The organism is Pseudomonas sp. rhizo66 (genome assembly GCF_031931925.1).
In the GTDB taxonomy this organism is placed as follows: domain Bacteria; phylum Pseudomonadota; class Gammaproteobacteria; order Pseudomonadales; family Pseudomonadaceae; genus Aquipseudomonas.
The window spans coordinates 40,951-61,855 of record NZ_JAUJWZ010000023.1; the positions used below are offsets into that span (position 1 = coordinate 40,951).

The window sequence follows — 20,905 nt, forward strand, 5'->3', positions numbered from 1 at the left end:
TGTGTACCTAGACTCTGAACATCAGCAGTGGAGGTCAACATGAATGAACCCGTCAGCCCCGGGCCGCGAAACGGCATTTTGTCCCTGACCATCAAGGACAAGTCGGTGCTCTACGCCGCGTACATGCCGTTCATCAAGAACGGTGGCTTGTTCATCCCGACCAACAAGAGTTACCGGTTGGGCGATGAGGTCTTCATGCTGCTCAACCTGATGGATGAGGCCGAGAAGATCCCGGTGGCCGGCAAGGTCGCGTGGATCACCCCCAAAGGGGCGCAAGGCAATCGCGCTGCCGGTGTCGGCGTACAGTTCAACGATGGCGACAACACGGCGCGCAGTCGCATCGAAACCCATCTGGCCGGAGCGCTGAAATCCGACCGTCCCACTCATACGATGTAAGTAGCCGTCTTTTTATGCTTGTAGATTCCCATTGTCACCTTGATCGCCTCGACCTCGCCGCCCATGACGGTTCGCTGGATGCTGCACTGGATGCGGCCCGTGGGCGCGGAGTAGGGCACTTCTTGTGCATCGGCGTGAGTGCCGACAACGCCGCCGACGTCAAAGCTCTGGCTGAGCGTTATGACGATGTCGATTGTTCGGTCGGCGTGCATCCGCTTGATGTGCAACCCGGTGCTGCACCGGCGCTGGACTGGTTGTTGCACGAGCTCAATCACCCGAAAGTGGTGGCGATCGGCGAAACCGGCCTCGACTATCACTACGAACCAGAAGCCGCCGAGCTGCAACAGGCGTCCTTCCGTCTGCACCTGCAAGCGGCGCAGCAGACTGGCAAGCCAGTGATCATCCACACCCGTGGCGCGCGTGCCGACACCCTTGAGTTGCTGCGTGAAGCGGCGTTGCCTCAGGCCGGTGTGCTGCATTGCTTCACTGAAGACTGGGACATGGCCAAGGCTGCACTGGACATGGGTTATTACATTTCCCTGTCGGGCATTGTTACGTTCCGCAATGCCGACGCCTTGCGCGACGTGGCGAGCAAAGTACCGGCGGATCGTTTGCTGGTGGAAACCGATTCCCCGTATCTGGCGCCAATCCCTTATCGCGGCAAGCCGAACCTGCCGCAGTACGTGCGCGAAGTGGCGGAATTCCTGGCGATGTTGCGTGGTGAAAACTACGAGCGTTTCGCCGAGCAGACCACCGAGAATTTCAAGCGTCTGTTTCCGCTGGCCTCCGTTAAATCTGCGGTGTAGGAGCTGCCGAAGGCTGCGATCTTTTGATCTTGATTTTGACAGGCAAAGGCAAAAGATCGCAGCCTGCGGCAGCTCCTACAGTTGTGATGTGCAGGTAGCTGGGCCAAGCGTTAAATCGCAGGCAAAAAAAACCCGGGTTCTGGGGGGTGAATCCGGGTTAAGACCATTAGGAGTAAAACAAAGGCACGCGGTCCCTTGGTACCTTTATCGGCGCGACACTTGGGGGAGATGTCGCCCGACAGTTCAAGTATTGATCAGTCTGGCGTGCAGTCCAGTTAGCCGGTCGGGGTTTTTAAACAAATTTGGAATACGTTTGCTTCAGTTGAGTTCTCATTGCGTCCAAAACGTTCTCAAAATGAACATGAAACACAGATATGGTCGGATGATCCGTGCATTTTTGCGCAAGTTAGGCATAATACGCGGCTTCGAATTTTGACCCTTCAGACCTTTTCTTATGCACAAAGAACCTCGTAAGGTCCGTGAGTTTCGTCGCCGCGAGCAAGAAATTCTCGATACCGCGCTCAAGCTGTTCCTCGAACAAGGTGAAGACAGTGTCACCGTCGAGATGATTGCTGATGCCGTGGGTATCGGCAAAGGCACGATCTACAAGCACTTCAAATCCAAGGCCGAGATCTATCTGCGCCTGATGCTCGATTACGAGCGCGATTTGAACGAGCTGCTGCATTCGGCCGATGTCGACAAGGACAAGGAGGCGCTGTCCCGCGCCTACTTCGAATTCCGCATGCGCGACCCGCAGCGTTATCGCCTGTTCGACCGTCTCGAAGAGAAGGTCGTCAAAGGCAATCAGGTACCGGAAATGGTCGAGGAGCTGCACAAGATCCGTGCCTCGAACTTCGAACGCCTGACCCTGCTGATCAAGGGCCGCATCAGCGAAGGCAAGCTCGAAGACGTGCCGCCATACTTCCACTACTGCGCATCCTGGGCGCTGGTGCATGGCGCTGTGGCGCTGTATCACTCGCCGTTCTGGAGCAATGTGCTGGAAGACCAGGAAGGTTTCTTCCAGTTTCTGATGGACATCGGCGTGCGCATGGGCAACAAGCGCAAGCGCGACCCGGAAACGCCAAGCAGCTGAGCCATTCAGCAGCCTTATTGTGCCATGATTTCCCTACATGACGCAGTAACGCAGGAATATACTCAGGCATAGGGCTTGCTAAAACTTGATTTGTGAGTCAAGTTTTAGCGGCTCGATTTTCTATCGCCGGAGTGATCATGATCGTTGACCGTCAAGGCAGGCGTTTTCGCAATTTGCGGATCAGTCTGACTTCAGCCTGCAATTACGCGTGTACCTACTGCGTGCCCAACGGCAAGCGGTTGGTGGCTGCGCAGGATGAACTGTCGGCCGAAGCCATGGCCCGTGGCGTGGCGTATCTGATCGAAGCCGCCGGCATCGAACGGCTGCGCATCACTGGCGGCGAGCCGCTGGTCAGCCCCAAACTCGAATCGTTCATGACCGCTGTCGGCAAGATGGGCCTGGAAGACATCAGCCTGACCACCAACGGTCAACTCCTCGCAAAAAAACTGCCGCTGTTGGTGGATGCCGGTCTGCGCCGGATCAACGTGTCCCTCGATACCCTCGACGCTGGTGCTTTCCGCAGCATCGCCCGTGGCGGCGATCTGGCCACGGTGCTCGATGGCATGGATCAGGCGAAAGCGGCGGGGATGAAGATCAAGGTCAACATGGTGCCGTTGCGCGGGCAGAACCTCGACCAGGTGATGCCGTTGCTCGATTACTGCCTTGAACGCGGTTATGAACTGCGTTTCATCGAGCTGATGCGCATGGGCCATCTGGCCAAGGACTCCAATGCCTTCCTGCAACAGTTCGTCAGCCTGCAGCAATTGCTGGCACTGATTGGCGAACGATATGAGTACGCACAAACCGACGCTCCTGTAGATGCCACTGCCGTGCGCTACGCGATTCCCGGCCTGGGCAACTTTGGTGTGATCGCTAACGAAAGCGTGCCGTTCTGCCGGACCTGCTCGCGCTTGCGCCTGTCGTCGACCGGTTGGCTGCATGGCTGCCTGTCGTCCAGCAACCGCCACTATGTCGGCGATCTGCTCGACAAGCCACGCCATCAGGCGTTGCCGGCGCTCCAGCGTTTGCTGGTCAAAGCGCTGGGCGACAAGCAGGAGGTGGCGTTCTCGGGCGGTGCCACCGTCATGAAGATTATCGGCGGCTGAAAACTCTTTTTCGCGAGCAGGCTCGCTCCCACCCTTGGAATGCGTTCCACTTGTGGGAGCGAGCCTGCTCGCGAATACGATCTAACCATCAACGAACAACCAGAGCTGGCGCAAAAGCTGCATCCAACGGCCATTCGCCGGTTTTCCGTCACCGGCCTCTGGAGGAATAGGATGCGTAGCCTGGTTTTGCTGCTGGCCGTTTTGGCGCTTGGCGGCTGTATGACTGTCAGCGATATGGCCGAAGGCACTCGCTACCAGATGAGCGACGCGGGCTTGCTGGATCACAGCGACAGCCGCCGCGTGAACAATTTCCGCATTCAGCCGGACTCGTTCATCTACATTGCGCAGGGCGCGTTTGCGCCGCCGGGCGGTTCCTACCCGCGCCCTAACGTGGTCGCCGAAGAAGCCTTCAAAGGCTTCGTCGAGTACTTCCCGATGGTCCGCCGCGCCCGCGCGCCGGAAGGCCTCGATCAGGCGATGGGCGAAGCTCGTGATGCCGGCGCGCACTATCTGCTGTACACGCGCTTTGCCAAGGCTGATGACCGCATTGGCAACTCCGATGAGTGGCTTGATCAGGAAGCCGTGGATCGTCTCGGCATCGATGGCGGCGTAATTCAGATCATGTTGATCGAGACCAGCACCCAGTATTTGATTGATACTGCACGGATCAAGAGTCGTGGCGGTTTACTGACGTTCCACGACAGCAAGCCCGAAGACCTGATCGGCCCGCCGCTGGCCCAGTATGCGCGCAGCCTGTTGGGAGTCGGCGACCAATAATTCAAGGAGAACGCCATGAGTGGCCCGCAAAAAGCCAATGACCTGTTGGGACAGATCCCCAAATCCAAAGGCTTGCCGCCAGTGCACTTGTGGAACCCGGACTTCTGCGGCGACATCGATATGCGCATCGCCCGCGACGGCACCTGGTATTACCTGGGCACGCCGATCGGGCGCAAGCCGATGGTCAAATTGTTCTCCACGATCATCCGCCGCGACGGCGATGATTATTTCCTGATCACCCCGGTCGAGAAGGTCGGGATCAAGGTCGACGACGCGCCGTTTGTGGCGATTGCAGTCGAGGTTGAAGGCGAGGGGGAGACGCAGCTGTTGCGCTTCACTACCAACGTCGAGGAAACCGCCGAGGCTGGGCCGGAACATCCGATCCGGGTCGAGATCGATCCGACGACCCAAGAGCCGGCGCCTTACGTGCATGTGCGCACCAACCTTGAAGCGCTGATTCACCGCAATGTGTTCTATCAACTGGTGGAGCTGGCGGTCAGTCGTGAAATCGATGGCCAGCGCTGGCTCGGGGTGTGGAGCGGCGGCGAATTCTTCCGCATCGGCCTGGAACCGTAAACACAAATCCCTGTGGGAGCGAGCCTGCTCGCGAAGGCGGTATGTCAGTCAATACTTAGGGTGACTGATACACCGCCTTCGCGAGCAGGCTCGCTCCCACGTTGTTTTTGTGGATCACCTTAAAATCCTGATTGACTGTCAATCGTATGATGATTAGCTTGATCACCCATTGCGATCCGCTTTGAGGTGTTCATGTCCAGCAGCTTTCACGCATCCACGGTCGACTGGCTGGGCAGCTGGATTGCCGCTGGCCAGGTCAAGCCGGGGCAGACCATCAAGGTCGAGGCCGATCTGGGCGAACAGCTCGGTGTCAGTCGCACGGTCATTCGCGAAGCAATCAAAACCCTCGTCGCCAAAGGCATGCTCGAAGTCGGGCCGAAAGTCGGCACTCGCGTGCTGCCGGTAAGGCGCTGGAACCTGTTCGATCCGCAAGTGGTCGGTTGGCTGTCGCGCAACGGCCTGCCGGAAAATTTCGTCGATGACTTGCTCGACCTGCGCCGTACCATCGAACCGATGGCCGTGCGCTGGGCTTGCGAGCGCGCGACTCTGGAGCAGATTGAAGCGGTGCAACTGGCCTATAACGCCCTTGAGCGCGCGGTCGACAGCGGCATCGATTACAACCGCGCCGATCAGGTCTTCCACGAATGCATCCTCGCCGCCAGCCACAATCAATTCATCGAACAAATGGTTCCGGCCCTCGGTGCGTTGCTGGCCGTGTCGTTCGAGGTTTCTGCGGCCGATCCGGATGAACTGCGCCGCACCTTGCCGATCCACAAGGACATGGCCGACGCCATCGCCGCCCGCGATTCCGCGCGCGGCGTGTGGGCGTGCATGACCTTGATCGACAACGCAGACCTGGCGATCAAACGCTTTTACCCGAAAGTCATGGCCGACAAAAAAGTGAGCTGAATATAACGAGATCCCCTGTGGGAGCGAGCCTGCTCGCGAAGGCTGTGTATCAGGTAAATCATGCATCGACTGACACGACGCTTTCGCGAGCAGGCTCGCTCCCACATTAAATAACAACAAGATCCGAGGAGTTGATATGACGTGGACCGCCCTGACCCAACACCGCGCCCGACTCGGCGAAGGCCCGTTCTGGGATGCGCCGACCCAGGCGTTGTACTGGGTCGATATCGCTGGCAAACAGGCCCTGCGCTTGATCGGCCAGAACGTACAGATCTGGCAGATGCCTGAGCACGTCTCCGCGTTCATCCCTTGCGCCAGCGGCGACGCCTTGGTGACCCTGAGCAGCGGCGTCTACCGCCTCGATCTCGACTCCCCGGGCCTCGAACCACGCCTGACGCTGTTCTGCGTCGCCGACCCGCAACCGGGCAATCGCCCCAACGAAGCGCGTTGCGATGCTCAGGGGCGACTGTGGCTCGGCACCATGCAAAACAACATCGGCGAGCAGGGCGAGGATCTGCCGATCACCCAGCGCTCCGGTGGCCTGTTCCGCATCGATCCGGATCAACGTGTCACGCCGTTGCTGCGCGGCCTGGGCATTCCCAACACGTTGCTGTGGAGCGATGACGGCACCACAGTTCTGTTCGGTGACAGTCTCGATGACACGCTGTATCGCTATTTTATTCACGCCGACGGCAGCCTTGATGTGGCCACTCCCTGGTACGGCCCTGATCAGAATGGTGGCCCGGACGGTTCGGCGATGGATGCCGAAGGCTATGTGTGGAATGCCCGCTGGGACGGCAGCTGCCTGCTGCGCATGACGCCTGACGGCAAGGTCGACCGCAGGATCGATCTGCCGGTCAGCCGTCCTACCAGTTGTGTGTTCGGCGGTGAAGACCTGAAAACCCTGTACGTCACCAGCGCCAAGAGTCCGCACAACCATCCATTGGATGGCGCGGTGCTGTCGATGCGCGTGGATGTCGCAGGAAAACTCTGTACGCGGTTTGCGGGCTAAATCCCAAAATATGGGATGCAAAATTATATATTGAGATTATTCGGCGGTCGGGTTTATAGTCGGCTCCAGCAGTAACACGCACTCACACTTAAAAAGAACAAAACAGGTGAAGTGATGCAGCGAATGTCTATCGCACTCCCGTGTGGAGTCCGCGTCTCGCAACGGCCCCAAGCTGTCGGCCGCGCCTGCCTGTTTCGTTCCAACCGCCTTCCAGACCGGACATCGGCAGATGCCCGGTTTTTTTGCGCTTGCGAAACAGGAGTCCTGATCCATGGCTGAACCTCTTTCCCTGCCGCCGGTGCCCGCACCGCCGAAGGGCGAGCGTCTGAAAAACAAGGTCGTGCTGCTGACCGGTGCCGCGCAAGGCATCGGTGAAGCCATCGTCGCTGCCTGCGCCTCGCAGCAAGCGAAACTGTTGATCAGCGATATCCAGGCCGAAAAAGTCGAACAGGTTGCCGCGCACTGGCGTGAGCAAGGCTGTGACGTGCAAGCACTGAAGGTGGATGTCTCAAATCAGCCAGATCTGCAGGCCATGGCCAAGCGCGCCGTTGAACTGCACGGGCGCATCGATGTGCTGGTCAACTGCGCCGGGGTCAACGTGTTCCGTGATCCGCTGGCAATGACCGAGGAAGACTGGCGCCGCTGCTTCGCCATTGATCTGGATGGCGCCTGGTTCGGCTGCAAGGCAGTGCTGCCGCAGATGATCGAGCAGGGCGTCGGCAGCATTATCAATATCGCCTCGACCCATTCCAGCCACATCATTCCCGGCTGCTTCCCGTACCCGGTGGCCAAGCACGGTTTGCTCGGCCTGACCCGCGCGCTCGGTATCGAGTACGCCGCGAAGGGCATTCGCGTCAACGCCATCGCCCCGGGTTATATCGAGACACAGTTGAACGTCGACTACTGGAACGGTTTTGCCGACCCGCGTGCCGAGCGTCAGCGCGCGTTTGATCTGCACCCGCCGAAACGCATCGGTCAGCCGCTTGAAGTGGCGATGACGGCGGTGTTTCTGGCCAGTGATGAAGCGCCGTTCATCAATGCCTCGTGTATCACCATCGATGGTGGCCGCTCGGTGATGTACCACGACTGAATAAATAGATTTCGAGCGCTGAACTACGCTTGAAATCCAATCATCATACGATATGACTATTTTCAAACCGCTTCACTGAGAACACGCTTTAACGCTTTTCAAACATTGCTCAAAAAAAATAACAAGGAGTCAGCTTATGAAACGTCGTTTCGGGATTCGTACCCTGTGCAGTACCGCCCTGGCGGTCACCGCGTTCAGCCTGAGCAGTGCGCTGCTCGCTGCCGACACCGTGAAAATCGGTTTTCTGGTCAAGCAGGCTGAAGAACCGTGGTTCCAGACCGAGTGGGCCTTCGCCGAGAAAGCCGCCAAGGACAAGGGCTTTGAATTGATCAAGATTGCCGTGCCGGACGGTGAGAAAACCCTGTCGGCGATCGACAGCCTCGCCGCCAACGGTGCCAAGGGCTTCGTGATTTGCCCGCCGGACGTGTCGCTCGGCCCGGCGATCATGGCCAAGGCCAAACTCAATGACCTGAAAGTGATTGCCGTCGATGACCGTTTCGTCGACGCCAACGGCAAGTTCATGGAAGACGTGCCGTACCTCGGCATGGCCGCGTTCGAAGTTGGCCAGAAGCAGGGCAGCGCTATGGTCGCCGAAGCGAAGAAGCGTAACTGGGACTGGAAAGACACCTACGCGGTGGTCAACACCTACAACGAACTCGACACCGGCAAGAAACGCACCGACGGCTCGGTGAAATCCCTCGAAGACGCCGGCATGCCGAAGGATCACATCCTCTTCGCCGCGCTGAAAACCCTCGACGTACCGGGCAGCATGGACGCGACCAACTCGGCACTGGTGAAACTGCCGAGCGGCGCAAAAAACCTGATCATCGGCGGCATGAACGACAACACCGTGCTCGGCGGCGTACGCGCCACCGAAGCCGCCGGTTTTGCGGCGGCCAACGTGATCGGCATCGGCATCAACGGCACCGACGCCATCGGCGAACTGAAAAAGCCTAACAGTGGTTTCTTTGGCTCGATGCTGCCAAGCCCGCACATCGAAGGCTACAAGACTGCCGAGATGATGTACGAGTGGGTCACCACCGGCAAAGAACCGCCGAAGTACACCGCGATGGACGACGTCACCCTGATCACCCGCGAGAACTTCAAGCAAGAGCTGGAAAAAATCGGCTTGTGGAACTGATGCAGCGACGGCCCGGGCAGCCGGGCCGTTTTTCGGTGTGAAGAGGTGGCTTTATGCACGCGCAAGTACAAACACAACAACACAGCGCCAGCGGCAGCCTGCGCTTCAACGGGATCGGCAAAACCTTTCCCGGCGTGAAGGCGCTGGACGCCATCAGTTTCGTTGCGCATCCGGGGCAGGTTCATGCCTTGATGGGCGAGAACGGCGCCGGTAAATCGACCCTGCTGAAAATCCTCGGTGGCGCTTACATCCCGAGCAGCGGCGAGTTGCAGATCGGCGAGCAGACCATGGCGTTCAAGTCGACCGCCGACAGCATCGGCAGCGGCGTCGCGGTGATTCACCAGGAGCTGCATCTGGTGCCGGAAATGACCGTCGCCGAGAACCTGTTTCTCGGCCATCTGCCGGCCAGTTTCGGTTTGATCAATCGCGGCGTGCTGCGCCAGCAAGCGCTGAATTGCCTGAAAGGCCTGGCCGACGAAATCGATCCGCAAACCAAGGTCGGACGCTTGTCCCTCGGCCAGCGGCAACTGGTGGAAATCGCCAAAGCGTTGTCGCGCGGGGCTCACGTCATCGCTTTCGACGAACCGACCAGCAGCCTTTCGGCTCGAGAAATCGACCGTTTGATGGCGATCATCGGCCGTCTGCGTGATGAGGGCAAAGTCGTGCTCTACGTCTCGCACCGCATGGAAGAAGTGTTCCGCATCTGCGACGCCGTGACGGTGTTCAAGGACGGGCGCTACGTGCGCACCTTCGACGACATGAGCCAGTTGACCCACGATCAACTGGTGACCTGCATGGTCGGTCGCGACATTCAGGACATCTACGATTATCGCCATCGTCCACGCGGCGCCGTCGCGCTGAAGGTCGACGGTTTGCTTGGCCCGGGGCTGCGCGAGCCAATCAGTTTCGAAGCGCACAAAGGTGAAATCCTTGGCCTGTTCGGACTGGTCGGGGCAGGGCGCACCGAGCTGTTTCGCCTGCTCAGTGGGCTGGAGCGCAACACCGCCGGACGCCTTGAACTGCGTGGCCATGAACTGAAATTACGCTCACCGCGCGACGCGATTGCTGCGGGCATTCTGCTGTGCCCGGAGGATCGCAAGAAGGAAGGCATTATCCCGCTGGCCAGCGTTGCCGAGAACATCAACATCAGTGCGCGCGGCGCCCATTCGGGCCTCGGTTGCCTGATTCGCGGTCTGTGGGAAAAGGGCAACGCCGACAAACAGATCAAAGCGCTGAAAGTGAAAACCCCGCACGCCGGCCAGCAGATCAAGTTCCTTTCCGGCGGCAACCAGCAGAAGGCCATTCTCGGTCGCTGGCTGTCGATGCCGATGAAAGTTTTGCTGCTTGACGAACCGACGCGCGGCATCGACATCGGCGCCAAAGCGGAGATCTACCAGATCATCCATAACCTTGCCGCCGACGGCATTTCGGTGATCGTGGTGTCCAGCGATCTGATGGAAGTGATGGGCATTTCCGACCGCATTCTGGTGCTCTGCGAAGGCGCCCTGCGCGGCGAAATCGGCCGCGACCAGGCCAATGAATCCAACCTGCTGCAACTGGCTTTGCCGCGCCACCGCGCTGACGGCGTGGCGAACTGAGAGGTGACTATGATGACAACCCAAAACGAAACCCTGCCGACCGCACGCAAGCCTTTGGACATGCGTCGCTTCCTCGATGACTGGGTCATGCTGCTGGCGGCGATCGGCATCTTCATTGCCTGCACGCTGCTGATCGACAACTTCCTTTCGCCGCTGAACATGCGTGGCCTGGGCCTGGCGATTTCCACCACCGGGATTGCCGCGTGCACGATGTTGTATTGCCTGGCGTCGGGGCACTTCGACTTGTCGGTGGGCTCGGTGATTGCCTGCGCCGGCGTGGTCGCGGCAGTAGTGATGCGCGACACCAACAGCGTTTTTCTCGGTGTCAGCGCGGCGCTGGTGATGGGCCTGATTGTCGGGTTGATCAACGGCATCGTGATTGCCAAGTTGCGCGTCAATGCCTTGATCACCACGTTGGCGACCATGCAGATCGTCCGTGGTCTGGCTTACATTTTTGCCAACGGCAAAGCAGTGGGCGTGTCGCAGGAATCGTTCTTCGTCTTCGGCAATGGCCAGTTGTTCGGTGTGCCGGTGCCGATTCTGATCACCATTGTTTGCTTCCTGTTTTTTGGCTGGCTGTTGAATTACACCACCTACGGGCGCAACACCATGGCCATCGGTGGCAACCAGGAAGCGGCGTTGCTCGCGGGTGTGAACGTTGACCGGACCAAGATCATTATCTTTGCCGTGCACGGTGTGATTGGTGCGTTGGCCGGGGTGATACTGGCGTCGCGGATGACCTCGGGGCAGCCGATGATTGGTCAGGGTTTCGAACTGACCGTGATCTCGGCTTGCGTGCTGGGCGGGGTGTCGCTGAGCGGCGGGATCGGCATGATTCGGCATGTGATTGCCGGGGTGTTGATTCTGGCGATCATCGAGAACGCGATGAACCTGAAGAACATTGATACCTTCTACCAATACGTTATCCGTGGTTCGATCCTTTTGCTGGCCGTGGTCATCGACCGTCTGAAGCAGCGCTAAGATCAAGAGCCCCTCACCCCAGCCCTCTCCCAAAGGGAGAGGGAGCCGACCGAGGTGTCTTGCGCAATCCGTCGACCTGAAAGTTCTCGTCGACTATGGATTCGGAAAAGCACTTTCGGGTCGATTGTGGATTCGGCGAAGCACTTTCAGGTCGGCGTACCTCTTGAGCATCCCCCATTCAGTCCCCTCTCCCGCCGGGAGAGGGCTAGGGTGAGGGGCTTTTGATTCTCCCGCCTTCTGTCCGAACTCCGAAATATTCCTTGCCCGCCCGCACCCGTTTCGGGTATCAATTTGTACATGATTAGACAGGTACGATTTGACAAGAAACAACGGGTGGTCGACGAGCTCGTCCGACGCATCGAAAGCGGCCTCATGGAGGACGGTTTTCTGTTGCCCGGCGAGCATCAGTTGGCTCAAGAATTCCAAGTCAGCCGTGGCACGTTGCGCGAAGCGCTGGCCGAACTGAAACGGCGCAATTACATCGCCACGCAAAGCGGCGTCGGCTCCATCGTCACCTTCGACGGTGTGGCGCTCGACCAGCGAAGCGGCTGGGCGCAGGCGCTGGCCGACAGCGGTGCGCTGATCAACACCGAAGTGCTGCGTCTGGAAGCCGTGACCCGGCCCGATCTGCTCTCGCGGTTCGGCACTGACCAATTCATTACCCTCGACCGTCGTCGGCGCTCCAACGACGGCACTTTGGTATCCCTCGAACGCTCTTTGATGCCAGCGACCGGCGGCCTGGAAAGCCTGCCGCGTGTCGGTCTGATCGATAACTCCCTGACCATCACCCTGGCCGCCTACGGCTACATCGGCGAGCGCGGCGATCAATGGATCGGCGCCGAACCGTTGAATGCCGAAGACGCCGAACTGCTCGGCCGCCCGGTCGGCACTGTTTTTCTCAAAGCGTTGCGCACCACCTACGACCGCCAGAACCGCTTCATGGAGCTGGTCGAAAGCCTGCTCGACCCGGTGCATTTCCGTCTGCACCTGCAATTCGGAGAATCGAAATGACCGCGCTCAACCGTGCCCTCGGCGCTTTCTATGGCCTGGCCCTCGGTGATGCGCTGGGCATGCCGACACAATCGCTGAACCGCGAAACCATCAAGACCCGCTTCGGCACAATCACCGATCTGCAGGACGCAGGCCCCTTGCAACCGATTGCCGCGAACATGCCCAAAGGCTCGATCACTGACGACACCGAACAGGCGATTCTGGTCGGCGAGCTGCTGGTCGAAGGCAAGGGCCGCATCGAACCGGCGATCCTCGCGCAACGCTTGATCGAGTGGGAAGCCGAAATGCAGGCCAAGGGCTCGCAGGACTTGCTCGGGCCGTCGACCAAGCGCGCCATCGAAATGATCCTCGCCGGCCATTCGCCAGAAGAGGCCGGACGCTACGGCACCACCAATGGCGCGGCGATGCGCATCACCCCGGTGGGCATCGCGGCGGATGTTGCCGACCCTCAGCGGTTTATCGCGGCGGTGGTTCAGGCCTGCCAGGTCACCCACAACACCACGTTGGGGATTGCCAGTGCGGCGGCGGTGGCAGCGGTAGTGTCCGCCGGCATCAATGGCATGGACCTGGGCGAGGCGTTGAACCTTGGTCAGCACATCGCGCAGCAAGCCGAGGCGCACGGGCACTGGGTGGCCGGTGGGCGCATTGCCTCGCGAATCAGTTGGGCGCGCACCATCAGCGTCGATAGCGACAAGGCTTTGCTGGCGGATCTGCTCTACGACGTGATCGGCACTTCGGTGGCTTCGCAGGAGTCGGTGGTGGTCTCGTTCGCCCTGGCGCAGCAAGTGGCCGTCGGTGAGATGAGCGCGTTTGATGCGCTATGCATGGCCGCCAGTCTTGGCGGTGACACCGACACCATCGCGGCGATTCTCGGCGCCATGCTCGGGGCCTGCCTGGGTCTTGAGAGCTGGCCTGTCGAGATGATCGAGACGGTCAAGGCCGTTAATCATTTGGAGCTGGAACCGTTGGTGCAGGGGCTGTTGGTCTTGCGCTGATTGAACTGACGCCATCGCTGGCAAGCCAGCTCCCACAGGTTTTTGCTGTGACCACACATTTGTGTACACCCTGATCCCTGTGGGAGCTGGCTTGCCAGCGATAGGCGCGCCACGATTTTTGAGTCATTCACCCGCAATGGATCGCGCAGACAGGCCGAGGACGGCCGGGACGTCTTGTCGTTTTGCATCATTGCCACAACCACAAAAAAGGCAAACAGGAGCACCTTCATGAGTTCATCAAACGCCGGGCAAAGCGCCGGGCAACTGGAAACCCGCGGCATCGAACCGGTGCCGGAAGCCGAGTGCAACGGGCATCCGCTGCAACTGTTCTGGGTCTGGTTCGCGGCCAATATTTCCATCCTCGGCCTGCCGCTGGGCGCCACACTGGTGGCGTTCCGCGGGCTGGCGATCTGGCAGGCAATCATCGTCGCGATCATCGGCGCCGCTGGTTCGTTCGCAGTGGTCGGGATCATCTCGATTGCCGGCCGCCGGGGCCGCGCGCCGAGCCTGACCTTGTCGCGGGCGATCTTCGGCGTGCGCGGCAATATCGGCCCGACGCTGGTCTCGCTGATGTCGCGTCTGGGTTGGGAAACGGTCAACACCACCACCGCTGCATTCGTATTGCTGTCGCTGTGCTCGATCCTGTTCGGCTCGCCAGTGGAAGCGAAAAGTGCGCCGATACTCACGCTGATCTTCATCGCGATTTTCGTCCTGCTGACCCTCTCGGTGTCCGGCCTCGGCCACGCGACCCTGCTGGTGATCCAGAAGTGGGCGACTTACGTGTTCGGCGCGCTGAACATCCTCGTCGGTGGTTTCCTTTGCGCGACCATCGACTGGAGCGCGGTGTTCAACGCTACGCCAGCACCGATCAGCGCGATGATCATCGGGATCGGCACCATGGCTGCCGGCACCGGGATCGGCTGGGCCAACGCTGGCGCCGACATGTCGCGCTATCAGCATCGCAGCGTCAAGGCTGTGCGACTGGTTGCGTCCGCTGCGTTCGGCGCGGGCATTCCGCTGGTGCTGCTGATCACCCTCGGCGGCTTGCTGTCGGTGGGCAACAACGACCTCGCATCGGCGACTGACCCGATCGTGGCGATTCGCGACATGCTGCCGACGTGGATGGCCGTGCCGTACCTGATCACCGCGTTCGGTGGCCTGTTGCTGTCGAATAACCTGTCGGTGTATTCCGCCGGTCTGACCACGCTGACCCTCGGCCTCAAGGTCAAGCGCGTTTATGCGGTGGTGGTCGATATCGTCGCGATCTTCGCCGGTTCGATCTACTTCATGCTGATCGCCGATAGCTTCTACGGCCCGTTCATCACCTTCATTTCCCTGCTGGCGGTGCCGATCACCGCGTGGGTCGGGATCTTCGTCGTCGACCTGATCCACCGTCACTACTACAGCCCGCAAGACCTGCTCGACGTCAGCCCGAGCAGTGCCTACTGGTATCACGGCGGTATCGAATGGCGCGCATTCGGTGCGTGGGCGATTGCCATCGTCTTGGGCTTCAGCTTCACCACCATCGGCACCACCGCTGAAAACGTCTGGTTCAAAGGCTTCTTGTCCGACTCGTGGCTGGGCCACAACGGCCTCGGCTGGATCGTGACCTTCGTCGTGGCAGGTGGCATTTACTTGGTCCTCGGCGGAGCGAAAGACCGCCGCGCCGCGCAAGCCGAGAATGCTCATGCCTAAGATGTTGCACACCGGCCAGGTCATCATCGACCTGGTCATGGCCGTGGATAAACTGCCGCAGGTTGGCGGTGATGTGCTGGCGCAGTCGGCCGGTTTTGAAGCGGGTGGCGGGTTCAACGTGATGGCGGCGGCAGTGCGTAACGGCCTGCCGGTGGTATATCTCGGCCGGCATGGCAGCGGGCGTTTCGGTGATCTGGCGCGTCAGGCGATGAATGACGAAGGCATTCACATCGGTATTCGCGAACCTGCGCAGCGTGACACGGGGTTGTGTGTCGCGCTGACCGATGCGTCGGCCGAGCGCAGTTTCATTTCCTATATCGGCGCTGAAGGTGAGGTGACCGAAGAGGATCTGAACAGCGTTGCCGCCGAGGCGGGCGATTACGTTTATCTCAGTGGCTACAGCCTGTTGCACGAAGGCAAGGCGCAGGCGTTGCTCGACTGGACATTGGCATTGCCGGAGTCGATCAACGTGGTGTTCGATCCGGGCCCTTTAGTGGAATCGCCGGATTCGCCGATGATGCAGGCGCTGTTGCCGCGCATTGATGTGTGGACCAGCAACAGCGTCGAAGCGCTGCGGTTTACCGGGGCTGAGGGCATTGGTGCGGCGCTGGATCGTCTCGCTGAGCATCTATCCAGAGAGGTGCTGATGGTGGTTCGCGATGGGCCGCAGGGCTGCTGGATTCATCAGGCCGGCGAGCGTCGACATGTGCCGGGGTTTGTCGTGAAAGCCGTGGACAGCAACGGCGCCGGTGATGCTCATGCTGGCGTGTTTGTCGCAGGGTTGGCGCAGGGCCTGTCTGCCCATGAAGCAGCGCGGCGGGCGAATGCGGCAGCGGCGCTGGCGGTGACGCGCTGGGGGCCGGCTACTTCGCCTGGGGCGGCTGAGGTGGATGCTTTTATCCGAGAGTCCAGCGGCGCCTGATCTACCGCCATCGCTGGCAAGCCAGCTCCCACAGGTTTTTGTGGTGAACACACATTGGTGTTCACCCCGGTTCCTGTGGGAGCTGGCTTGCCAGCGATGAGGCCATCAGCATCAAGTCAAAACTTGAATTGGCCGCTCGCCGCGTCGGCAGCGAGCGGCCTCAGGACTACTGCAGATCCAGCTTGCGCGCCGCTTCAACGCCAGCGGCACTGAGCTTGATCGGCAGGTTCAACGAATGTTCGCCGGCTTCATTGCAGGTCACATGACCGTGATGAATCAGTCCGCGATCCTGCAAGGCGGCGAGGGCGCTGGCCACGACTTTCTCGCCCCGGTAATTGTCCAGCACCTCCTTGCCCAGGCCACTTGGATGGGCATGCAGCAGGCGGGTGAGGACTTCTTTTTCCAGGTTTTTATCGACGTTCATGGTTACCTCTTCATTGGATTGAATAGGACGCTCGCGTCGGCGAACTACTGACCGGATCCTTCGGAGCCCGAACCACCGGTGGTGGTTTTAGAGCCAACGCCGGGCCCGGCGTTGTCAGGTGTGGCGGGGGAGTCAGGGGTGTTCATGCCGCCCTGACGACCCGGGTCACTGCCCTGAGTGCGCGGATCAGTACCGGTGGCGGGCGGCTGATTGATCAACGGCACGCCCGAGCCATCGGTATTCATACCGGGAGCACTGTTGATGGCGGGGGCGCGCGGAGGGGTCGGATCGGTAGGGCCGGTGCCCGCAGCGGTGGTGGATGCGGCGAAAACTGCAGGACAGAGCAGGGCGCTGAATACGAAAGCGGTCAACCTTGACGGGATCATAGGGCGTCTCCAGTGATTGGAATCCTTACCTGTTGTTGGTCTGCCCTCTGAGCGGATTGGTGCCTGATGAACGACGAACGGTCGAACCACAGGAGCCTCAGGCGAGGCCGATCTCCTCCTTGAACTGCTCCATGAAACCCTTCAGGCGTTGATGACGGACTTGCGCCAGACGCTGGCCTGCGGCGGTCTGGAAACCGTCGGCGAGGTGCAGCAGTTTGGTCTGGAAATGATCGAGGCAATAACGCGTGTCATCGTAATCGCGTTGTTTCGCTTCGGGATCCTGCGGGTCGTACAGCGCCGAGCCCATGCGTCCGGCGACGTAGAACGTACGAGCAACACCAAGCATGCCCAGTGAGTCGAGACGGTCGGCGTCCTGGACGATTTTCGCTTCGAGGGTGCGCGGGGTCATGTTGGCGGAAAAGCTGTGGGCTTCGATGGCATGAAACGCGGCGCTGATTTTTTCGTCTGGCCAGCCCAGCGTGGCCAGTACTGCCGAAGCCTTCTCCGCTGCCAGACGCGAGGCTTGTGCGCGCAGCGGTGAGTTCTTTTCGACGGCTACGCAGTCGTGCAGGAGCACGGCGGCGAGCAGCACCTGCAGATCACCGCCTTCTTCTGCATGCAGCGTACGCACGTTATGCCAGACACGCTGGAGGTGGGCGAGGTCATGAGCGCCGTCGTCGGACGGTTCCAGTGCGTGTGGCAACAGAGCTGACGCGAGTGCCTCCAGGGGCGTAAAACTCTCTAAGTTCATAAGCATCCTTTCAGATTGTCGAGGTCCCCGTGGGAGCAGTGTTTGCAACATGACGCAGGGTAGTGTGTGTTTTGCCATGTGACGAGCGCCGCTCACCACCTTAGTATGGCGTTTTCCTTTTCCGACAAGGCCCGTCCATGACGATCGACATCCGCCCGGCGACCCCCAGCGATGCTCCGCAAATCCTCGCCTTCATCACTGAACTCGCCGATTTCGAAAAGGCCCGCCACGAAGTCATCGCCAACGTGACCGACATCGAGCGCAGCCTGTTCGGCGAAGGCGCTACCGCCCACGGCCTGATCTGCCTGCGCGACGGCGTGCCGATCGGTTTCGCGGTGTTCTTCTTCAGCTATTCGACCTGGCTGGGCAGCAACTGCCTGTACCTCGAAGACCTCTACATCACCCCGGATCAACGCGGCGGCGGTGCCGGCAAAACCTTGTTGCGGCACTTGGCAAAAATCGCCTGCGACAATGATTGCGGTCGCTTCGAATGGAGCGTGCTGGAGTGGAATACCCCGGCGATCGAGTTCTACAAATCCCTCGGCGCACAACCACAGGAGGAGTGGGTGCGCTATCGCATGGACGGCAAGGTGTTGCGTGAGTTTGCCGAGGGCTGACCACAATGATGGCATTGCCATGCTGATTCGATTGTCGCCAACGCTCTAGTCCGGCATTCTACGCGCCATTTTTGCGCGCTCACGGACGACACCTGTAATGCCTCTGGCACAACTTCTCCACGCCTGTGGAGCCTTCGCTGCGTCAATGAGTGACCAGCGTTGAGCGGACTACGGGCGTCAATGCGTCTGTATGGCCTGGTGAAAAACTCAGGCTTGAGCGACAACCCCCAGCGTCAACCGGTCGACATTCTGTGCATGACAAATCGCACGGGCGGCAGCGCCATTCGCGCGTTCGTGTCACGCCTTGATGCCGAGTTGATGATCCGCAGCGCCGGGCTCGCCGAGTACCGTGTGATACCGCTGCGCACCTTCGATCCGACGGCGTTTATCGACGCCCATCAAGGCTGGCTGATGCTGCACGTCTGTTGCGGTTTCGTCGCCCCTGCCGGGCATTCGCTGCTCAAGGACGGCGGGTTGATGCCGATGGGCTGGTACGTCTATTCCGAGATCGGCGAGTGGACGGCCCGGCATCATCTCGACCTCGGCACGCAAATGGCCGAACTGCTGCAATCGACTTACGAGCGTAATCACCTGCGCAACTACAACGCCTGGCTCAACGAACTCGACGACGCCTCGCCGGCCGAACTGGCCTGGCAAACCGACGAAGCCTGGCGGCACCTGCAAACCGCCGCATCACCCGACAGCCGTGAGCATTGCCACGCATTGTTCGACCCCGTCGACAACCGCTGGCGCTTCGCCGCGACCGACATCGATATCCATCAGCCGCATCCGGAATCTCTGAAGCAAGGAGCTTTGAATTGAGTGGTAAACCCGCCGCCCGCGTCACCGACCCGACCGCCTGCCCATTGCCAGGCCATGGCACCAACCCGATTGCCTCCGGCTCGCCGAACGTCTTCTTCGACGGCCTCGCCGCCGCGCGCATGACCGATAAATCGGCGTGCGGCAGTCCGATTACCGGAGCGGTTTCCGGCACCGTATTCATCAACGGCCTGAACGCGGCCACGCTCGATAGCACCGGAGGCCACGGCAATGTCGTGGTTGGTGGGTCGGGGACGGTAATTATTGGCCAGAGTGGCGGCGGGGCGGCTTTTAGCGGGTTGTTGCCGATGCCGGTGCATTTTACGGACAGGTTGCAAGTGGTTAATGAAGCAACTGGCGAGCCTGTGCCCGATCATCCCTATGTGATTCAACGGGGCGATGGCAGCATGGAACATGGGATCACCAATGAGCAGGGCTTTACTCATATGGTCAGCTCTCATTTGGCCGAAACTATAAAACTGTTTGTAGAGTGATCGAAATGGAAGTCGCAAACCCTGCACTCAAAGATTGCAAAAACGAGGTGGTGAGTCATGAGTTGACTTGCAAAACCGACCAGACTGTAAAAGCTGTGGCAATCAAAATCAAAAAAATCGTCGTGTTTTTCATCGGCGGTGCTGGAGACAAGGAACCGTATTATCAAGATCAACCACCTCACGGTAACGTAACCAGTGCGCAGATTTTATTGCCTAAAAAATTCAGCGACGCGCAAATTGGAAAAATAAAGTCGGTGTACCTTAGTTATAAGGATGTGCGCGGCAAGAAAGACATAGAAAAGTATGTGCTGAGTTATCTGAAAGGTGATAAATCAATTTATATAAGTATCGTCGGTCACAGTCTGGGAGGATGGAACGGCGCTCATCTGGCAGCCATACTCAAAGAACAGGGATTTACGGTTAAGTCCTTGGTCACGCTTGATCCAGTGGGCGGCGGACTGGGTGTCTGGCTGATTTCAGACATTTACGCCACCACCCCGAAGCCTGGTGCAGAGTACTGGATCAATATATTGGCTGCACCGGCGAAACCCAATCAGTCCGATGATGTCGCCGAGATGGGAGAACGCTGGGTCATGAGCTCGGGTCCTGATATCAATAAAGCGGTAGACACCAACCACGAAGATGCAGGCGTAATGTTCAAGGCGAGGATTCTTGGCGAACAGTCCGCATGTGATCTCATCGCTGAAAAAATGATCAAATATCTGGAGTCTTGACATGCGAGTGTTGCTTGCAATTCTAGTTCTTTGTTTGTGTACTTCGTGCGCAAAAAGAGTGCCATTACCAGCGACCGAAATTGAATTTGTTTCTGTTACCAAGCCTGGAGACAGTGCTCTTCTGGATGTTCGCTTCAGTTCAATGACTGATCTGTTGCGATTCTTCGAGATCAATGCCGGCCAACATCAGGTCGGCAATGCCTTGATCTGTTCATTGGATGAGAGTGGCTTCTTCGAAACAAAACAGGACCTGACCCGGTATCTCGAAGGGGAGGTCGTCGCGGTATTAAATGAATCTGCTGCGGGGCCATATGTGTATTCGGCTGAGGTCTCTGCGGTGCATACACCGGACGGTGGAACGCTGAGTACGTACTTCAATAAAAAACAACTGTTGATGGTATTGAGCGCGCGTCAGGTCGTGGCATGTAAGTTCAGGACTGCTGCGTACGCTTACGGTCCGTATTACTCAAAATCGATGAATATTCCTGCCAGTGTATTCGTTCAGGCGATAGAGCGTCAGTAGTGATATTGATAACGGTGAATCACGGATCTGTTCGAGGAGGATGAGTAGA

At 59.2% G+C, this 20,905-nt stretch carries 24 protein-coding genes; 21 read left to right on the top strand and 3 right to left on the bottom strand.

Annotation, left to right across the window (positions count from 1 at the left end; all coding sequences use genetic code 11):
- The first annotated feature begins 39 nt into the window (after window positions 1-39).
- The 16 genes from QZR14_RS24065 (at window position 40) to QZR14_RS24140 (ending at window position 16,108) form a co-directional block, all read left to right on the top strand.
- A complete protein-coding gene (locus QZR14_RS24065) occupies window positions 40-396 on the top strand; it encodes a PilZ domain-containing protein (protein WP_007908272.1) in 357 nt (118 codons plus the stop codon).
- A 14-nt stretch (window positions 397-410) separates the two neighbouring features.
- A complete protein-coding gene (locus QZR14_RS24070) occupies window positions 411-1,202 on the top strand; it encodes a TatD family hydrolase (RefSeq protein ID WP_250605980.1) in 792 nt (263 codons plus the stop codon).
- Window positions 1,203-1,656: 454 nt separating this feature from the next.
- Window positions 1,657-2,295 (top strand): TetR/AcrR family transcriptional regulator, encoded by a 639-nt coding sequence (locus tag QZR14_RS24075; protein ID WP_007950805.1) that lies wholly within the window; start codon window positions 1,657-1,659, stop codon window positions 2,293-2,295.
- Between the two features lie 137 nt (window positions 2,296-2,432).
- Window positions 2,433-3,401, top strand: coding sequence for a GTP 3',8-cyclase MoaA (locus tag QZR14_RS24080; RefSeq protein ID WP_250605981.1), 969 nt, complete (start codon window positions 2,433-2,435; stop codon window positions 3,399-3,401).
- A gap of 171 nt (window positions 3,402-3,572) precedes the next feature.
- A complete protein-coding gene (locus QZR14_RS24085) occupies window positions 3,573-4,178 on the top strand; it encodes a DUF4823 domain-containing protein (RefSeq protein WP_064120365.1) in 606 nt (201 codons plus the stop codon).
- Between the two features lie 15 nt (window positions 4,179-4,193).
- Window positions 4,194-4,754, top strand: coding sequence for a DUF1285 domain-containing protein (locus QZR14_RS24090; RefSeq protein ID WP_311997925.1), 561 nt, complete (start codon window positions 4,194-4,196; stop codon window positions 4,752-4,754).
- A 192-nt stretch (window positions 4,755-4,946) separates the two neighbouring features.
- A complete protein-coding gene (locus QZR14_RS24095; RefSeq protein ID WP_311997926.1) occupies window positions 4,947-5,663 on the top strand; it encodes a FadR/GntR family transcriptional regulator in 717 nt (238 codons plus the stop codon).
- A 136-nt stretch (window positions 5,664-5,799) separates the two neighbouring features.
- Window positions 5,800-6,675, top strand: a complete 876-nt coding sequence (locus QZR14_RS24100; RefSeq protein WP_311997927.1) for an SMP-30/gluconolactonase/LRE family protein — start codon at window positions 5,800-5,802, stop codon at window positions 6,673-6,675.
- 271 nt (window positions 6,676-6,946) lie between these two features.
- Window positions 6,947-7,765 carry an SDR family oxidoreductase gene (locus tag QZR14_RS24105; protein WP_250605985.1) on the top strand — a complete coding sequence of 273 codons (819 nt, stop codon included), beginning with the start codon at window positions 6,947-6,949 and terminating at the stop codon, window positions 7,763-7,765.
- 136 nt (window positions 7,766-7,901) lie between these two features.
- Window positions 7,902-8,906 carry a substrate-binding domain-containing protein gene (locus tag QZR14_RS24110; RefSeq protein ID WP_311997928.1) on the top strand — a complete coding sequence of 335 codons (1,005 nt, stop codon included), beginning with the start codon at window positions 7,902-7,904 and terminating at the stop codon, window positions 8,904-8,906.
- 53 nt (window positions 8,907-8,959) lie between these two features.
- The gene (gene araG / locus QZR14_RS24115) at window positions 8,960-10,504 is read left to right on the top strand and encodes an L-arabinose ABC transporter ATP-binding protein AraG (RefSeq protein ID WP_311997929.1); all 1,545 of its coding nucleotides are present in this window, start codon (window positions 8,960-8,962) and stop codon (window positions 10,502-10,504) included.
- Between the two features lie 12 nt (window positions 10,505-10,516).
- Window positions 10,517-11,485 (top strand): L-arabinose ABC transporter permease AraH, encoded by a 969-nt coding sequence (gene araH, locus QZR14_RS24120; protein WP_034155398.1) that lies wholly within the window; start codon window positions 10,517-10,519, stop codon window positions 11,483-11,485.
- 297 nt (window positions 11,486-11,782) lie between these two features.
- Window positions 11,783-12,496: a GntR family transcriptional regulator gene (locus tag QZR14_RS24125; RefSeq protein ID WP_250605987.1), complete on the top strand. Its 714-nt coding sequence runs from the start codon at window positions 11,783-11,785 to the stop codon at window positions 12,494-12,496.
- Window positions 12,493-13,491 carry an ADP-ribosylglycohydrolase family protein gene (locus QZR14_RS24130; RefSeq protein ID WP_250605988.1) on the top strand — a complete coding sequence of 333 codons (999 nt, stop codon included), beginning with the start codon at window positions 12,493-12,495 and terminating at the stop codon, window positions 13,489-13,491. Before QZR14_RS24125 ends, QZR14_RS24130 begins: the two co-directional genes overlap by 4 nt.
- 228 nt (window positions 13,492-13,719) lie before the next feature.
- Entirely contained in the window at window positions 13,720-15,186 is a 1,467-nt protein-coding gene (locus QZR14_RS24135; protein WP_250605989.1) for a purine-cytosine permease family protein, read from the top strand.
- On the top strand, window positions 15,179-16,108 hold the full coding sequence (locus QZR14_RS24140; protein ID WP_311997930.1) for a PfkB family carbohydrate kinase: 930 nt from the start codon (window positions 15,179-15,181) through the stop codon (window positions 16,106-16,108). Before QZR14_RS24135 ends, QZR14_RS24140 begins: the two co-directional genes overlap by 8 nt.
- Window positions 16,109-16,274: 166 nt before the next feature.
- Here QZR14_RS24140 and QZR14_RS24145 read toward each other — a convergent pair whose 3' ends face one another.
- The 3 genes from QZR14_RS24145 to QZR14_RS24155 form a co-directional block, all read right to left on the bottom strand.
- Entirely contained in the window at window positions 16,275-16,532 is a 258-nt protein-coding gene (locus tag QZR14_RS24145) for a hypothetical protein (protein ID WP_016986009.1), read from the bottom strand.
- A gap of 44 nt (window positions 16,533-16,576) precedes the next feature.
- Window positions 16,577-16,918, bottom strand: a complete 342-nt coding sequence (locus tag QZR14_RS24150; protein ID WP_311997931.1) for a hypothetical protein — start codon at window positions 16,916-16,918, stop codon at window positions 16,577-16,579.
- A 97-nt stretch (window positions 16,919-17,015) separates the two neighbouring features.
- Complete coding sequence (locus QZR14_RS24155; RefSeq protein ID WP_311997932.1) at window positions 17,016-17,669, bottom strand: HD domain-containing protein; 654 nt, start codon at window positions 17,667-17,669, stop codon at window positions 17,016-17,018.
- Window positions 17,670-17,806: 137 nt separating this feature from the next.
- Between QZR14_RS24155 and QZR14_RS24160 the strand changes: the two genes are divergently transcribed.
- The 5 genes from QZR14_RS24160 (at window position 17,807) to QZR14_RS24180 (ending at window position 20,856) form a co-directional block, all read left to right on the top strand.
- A complete protein-coding gene (locus QZR14_RS24160) occupies window positions 17,807-18,286 on the top strand; it encodes a GNAT family N-acetyltransferase (RefSeq protein ID WP_250605992.1) in 480 nt (159 codons plus the stop codon).
- Between the two features lie 159 nt (window positions 18,287-18,445).
- Window positions 18,446-19,108, top strand: coding sequence for a hypothetical protein (locus QZR14_RS24165; RefSeq protein ID WP_250605993.1), 663 nt, complete (start codon window positions 18,446-18,448; stop codon window positions 19,106-19,108).
- On the top strand, window positions 19,105-19,599 hold the full coding sequence (locus tag QZR14_RS24170) for a PAAR domain-containing protein (RefSeq protein WP_093435374.1): 495 nt from the start codon (window positions 19,105-19,107) through the stop codon (window positions 19,597-19,599). Before QZR14_RS24165 ends, QZR14_RS24170 begins: the two co-directional genes overlap by 4 nt.
- A gap of 5 nt (window positions 19,600-19,604) precedes the next feature.
- Window positions 19,605-20,333 (top strand): alpha/beta hydrolase, encoded by a 729-nt coding sequence (locus tag QZR14_RS24175; RefSeq protein ID WP_311997933.1) that lies wholly within the window; start codon window positions 19,605-19,607, stop codon window positions 20,331-20,333.
- A gap of 1 nt (window position 20,334) precedes the next feature.
- Window positions 20,335-20,856 carry a hypothetical protein gene (locus QZR14_RS24180; protein ID WP_311997934.1) on the top strand — a complete coding sequence of 174 codons (522 nt, stop codon included), beginning with the start codon at window positions 20,335-20,337 and terminating at the stop codon, window positions 20,854-20,856.
- Window positions 20,857-20,905 lie beyond the last annotated feature (49 nt).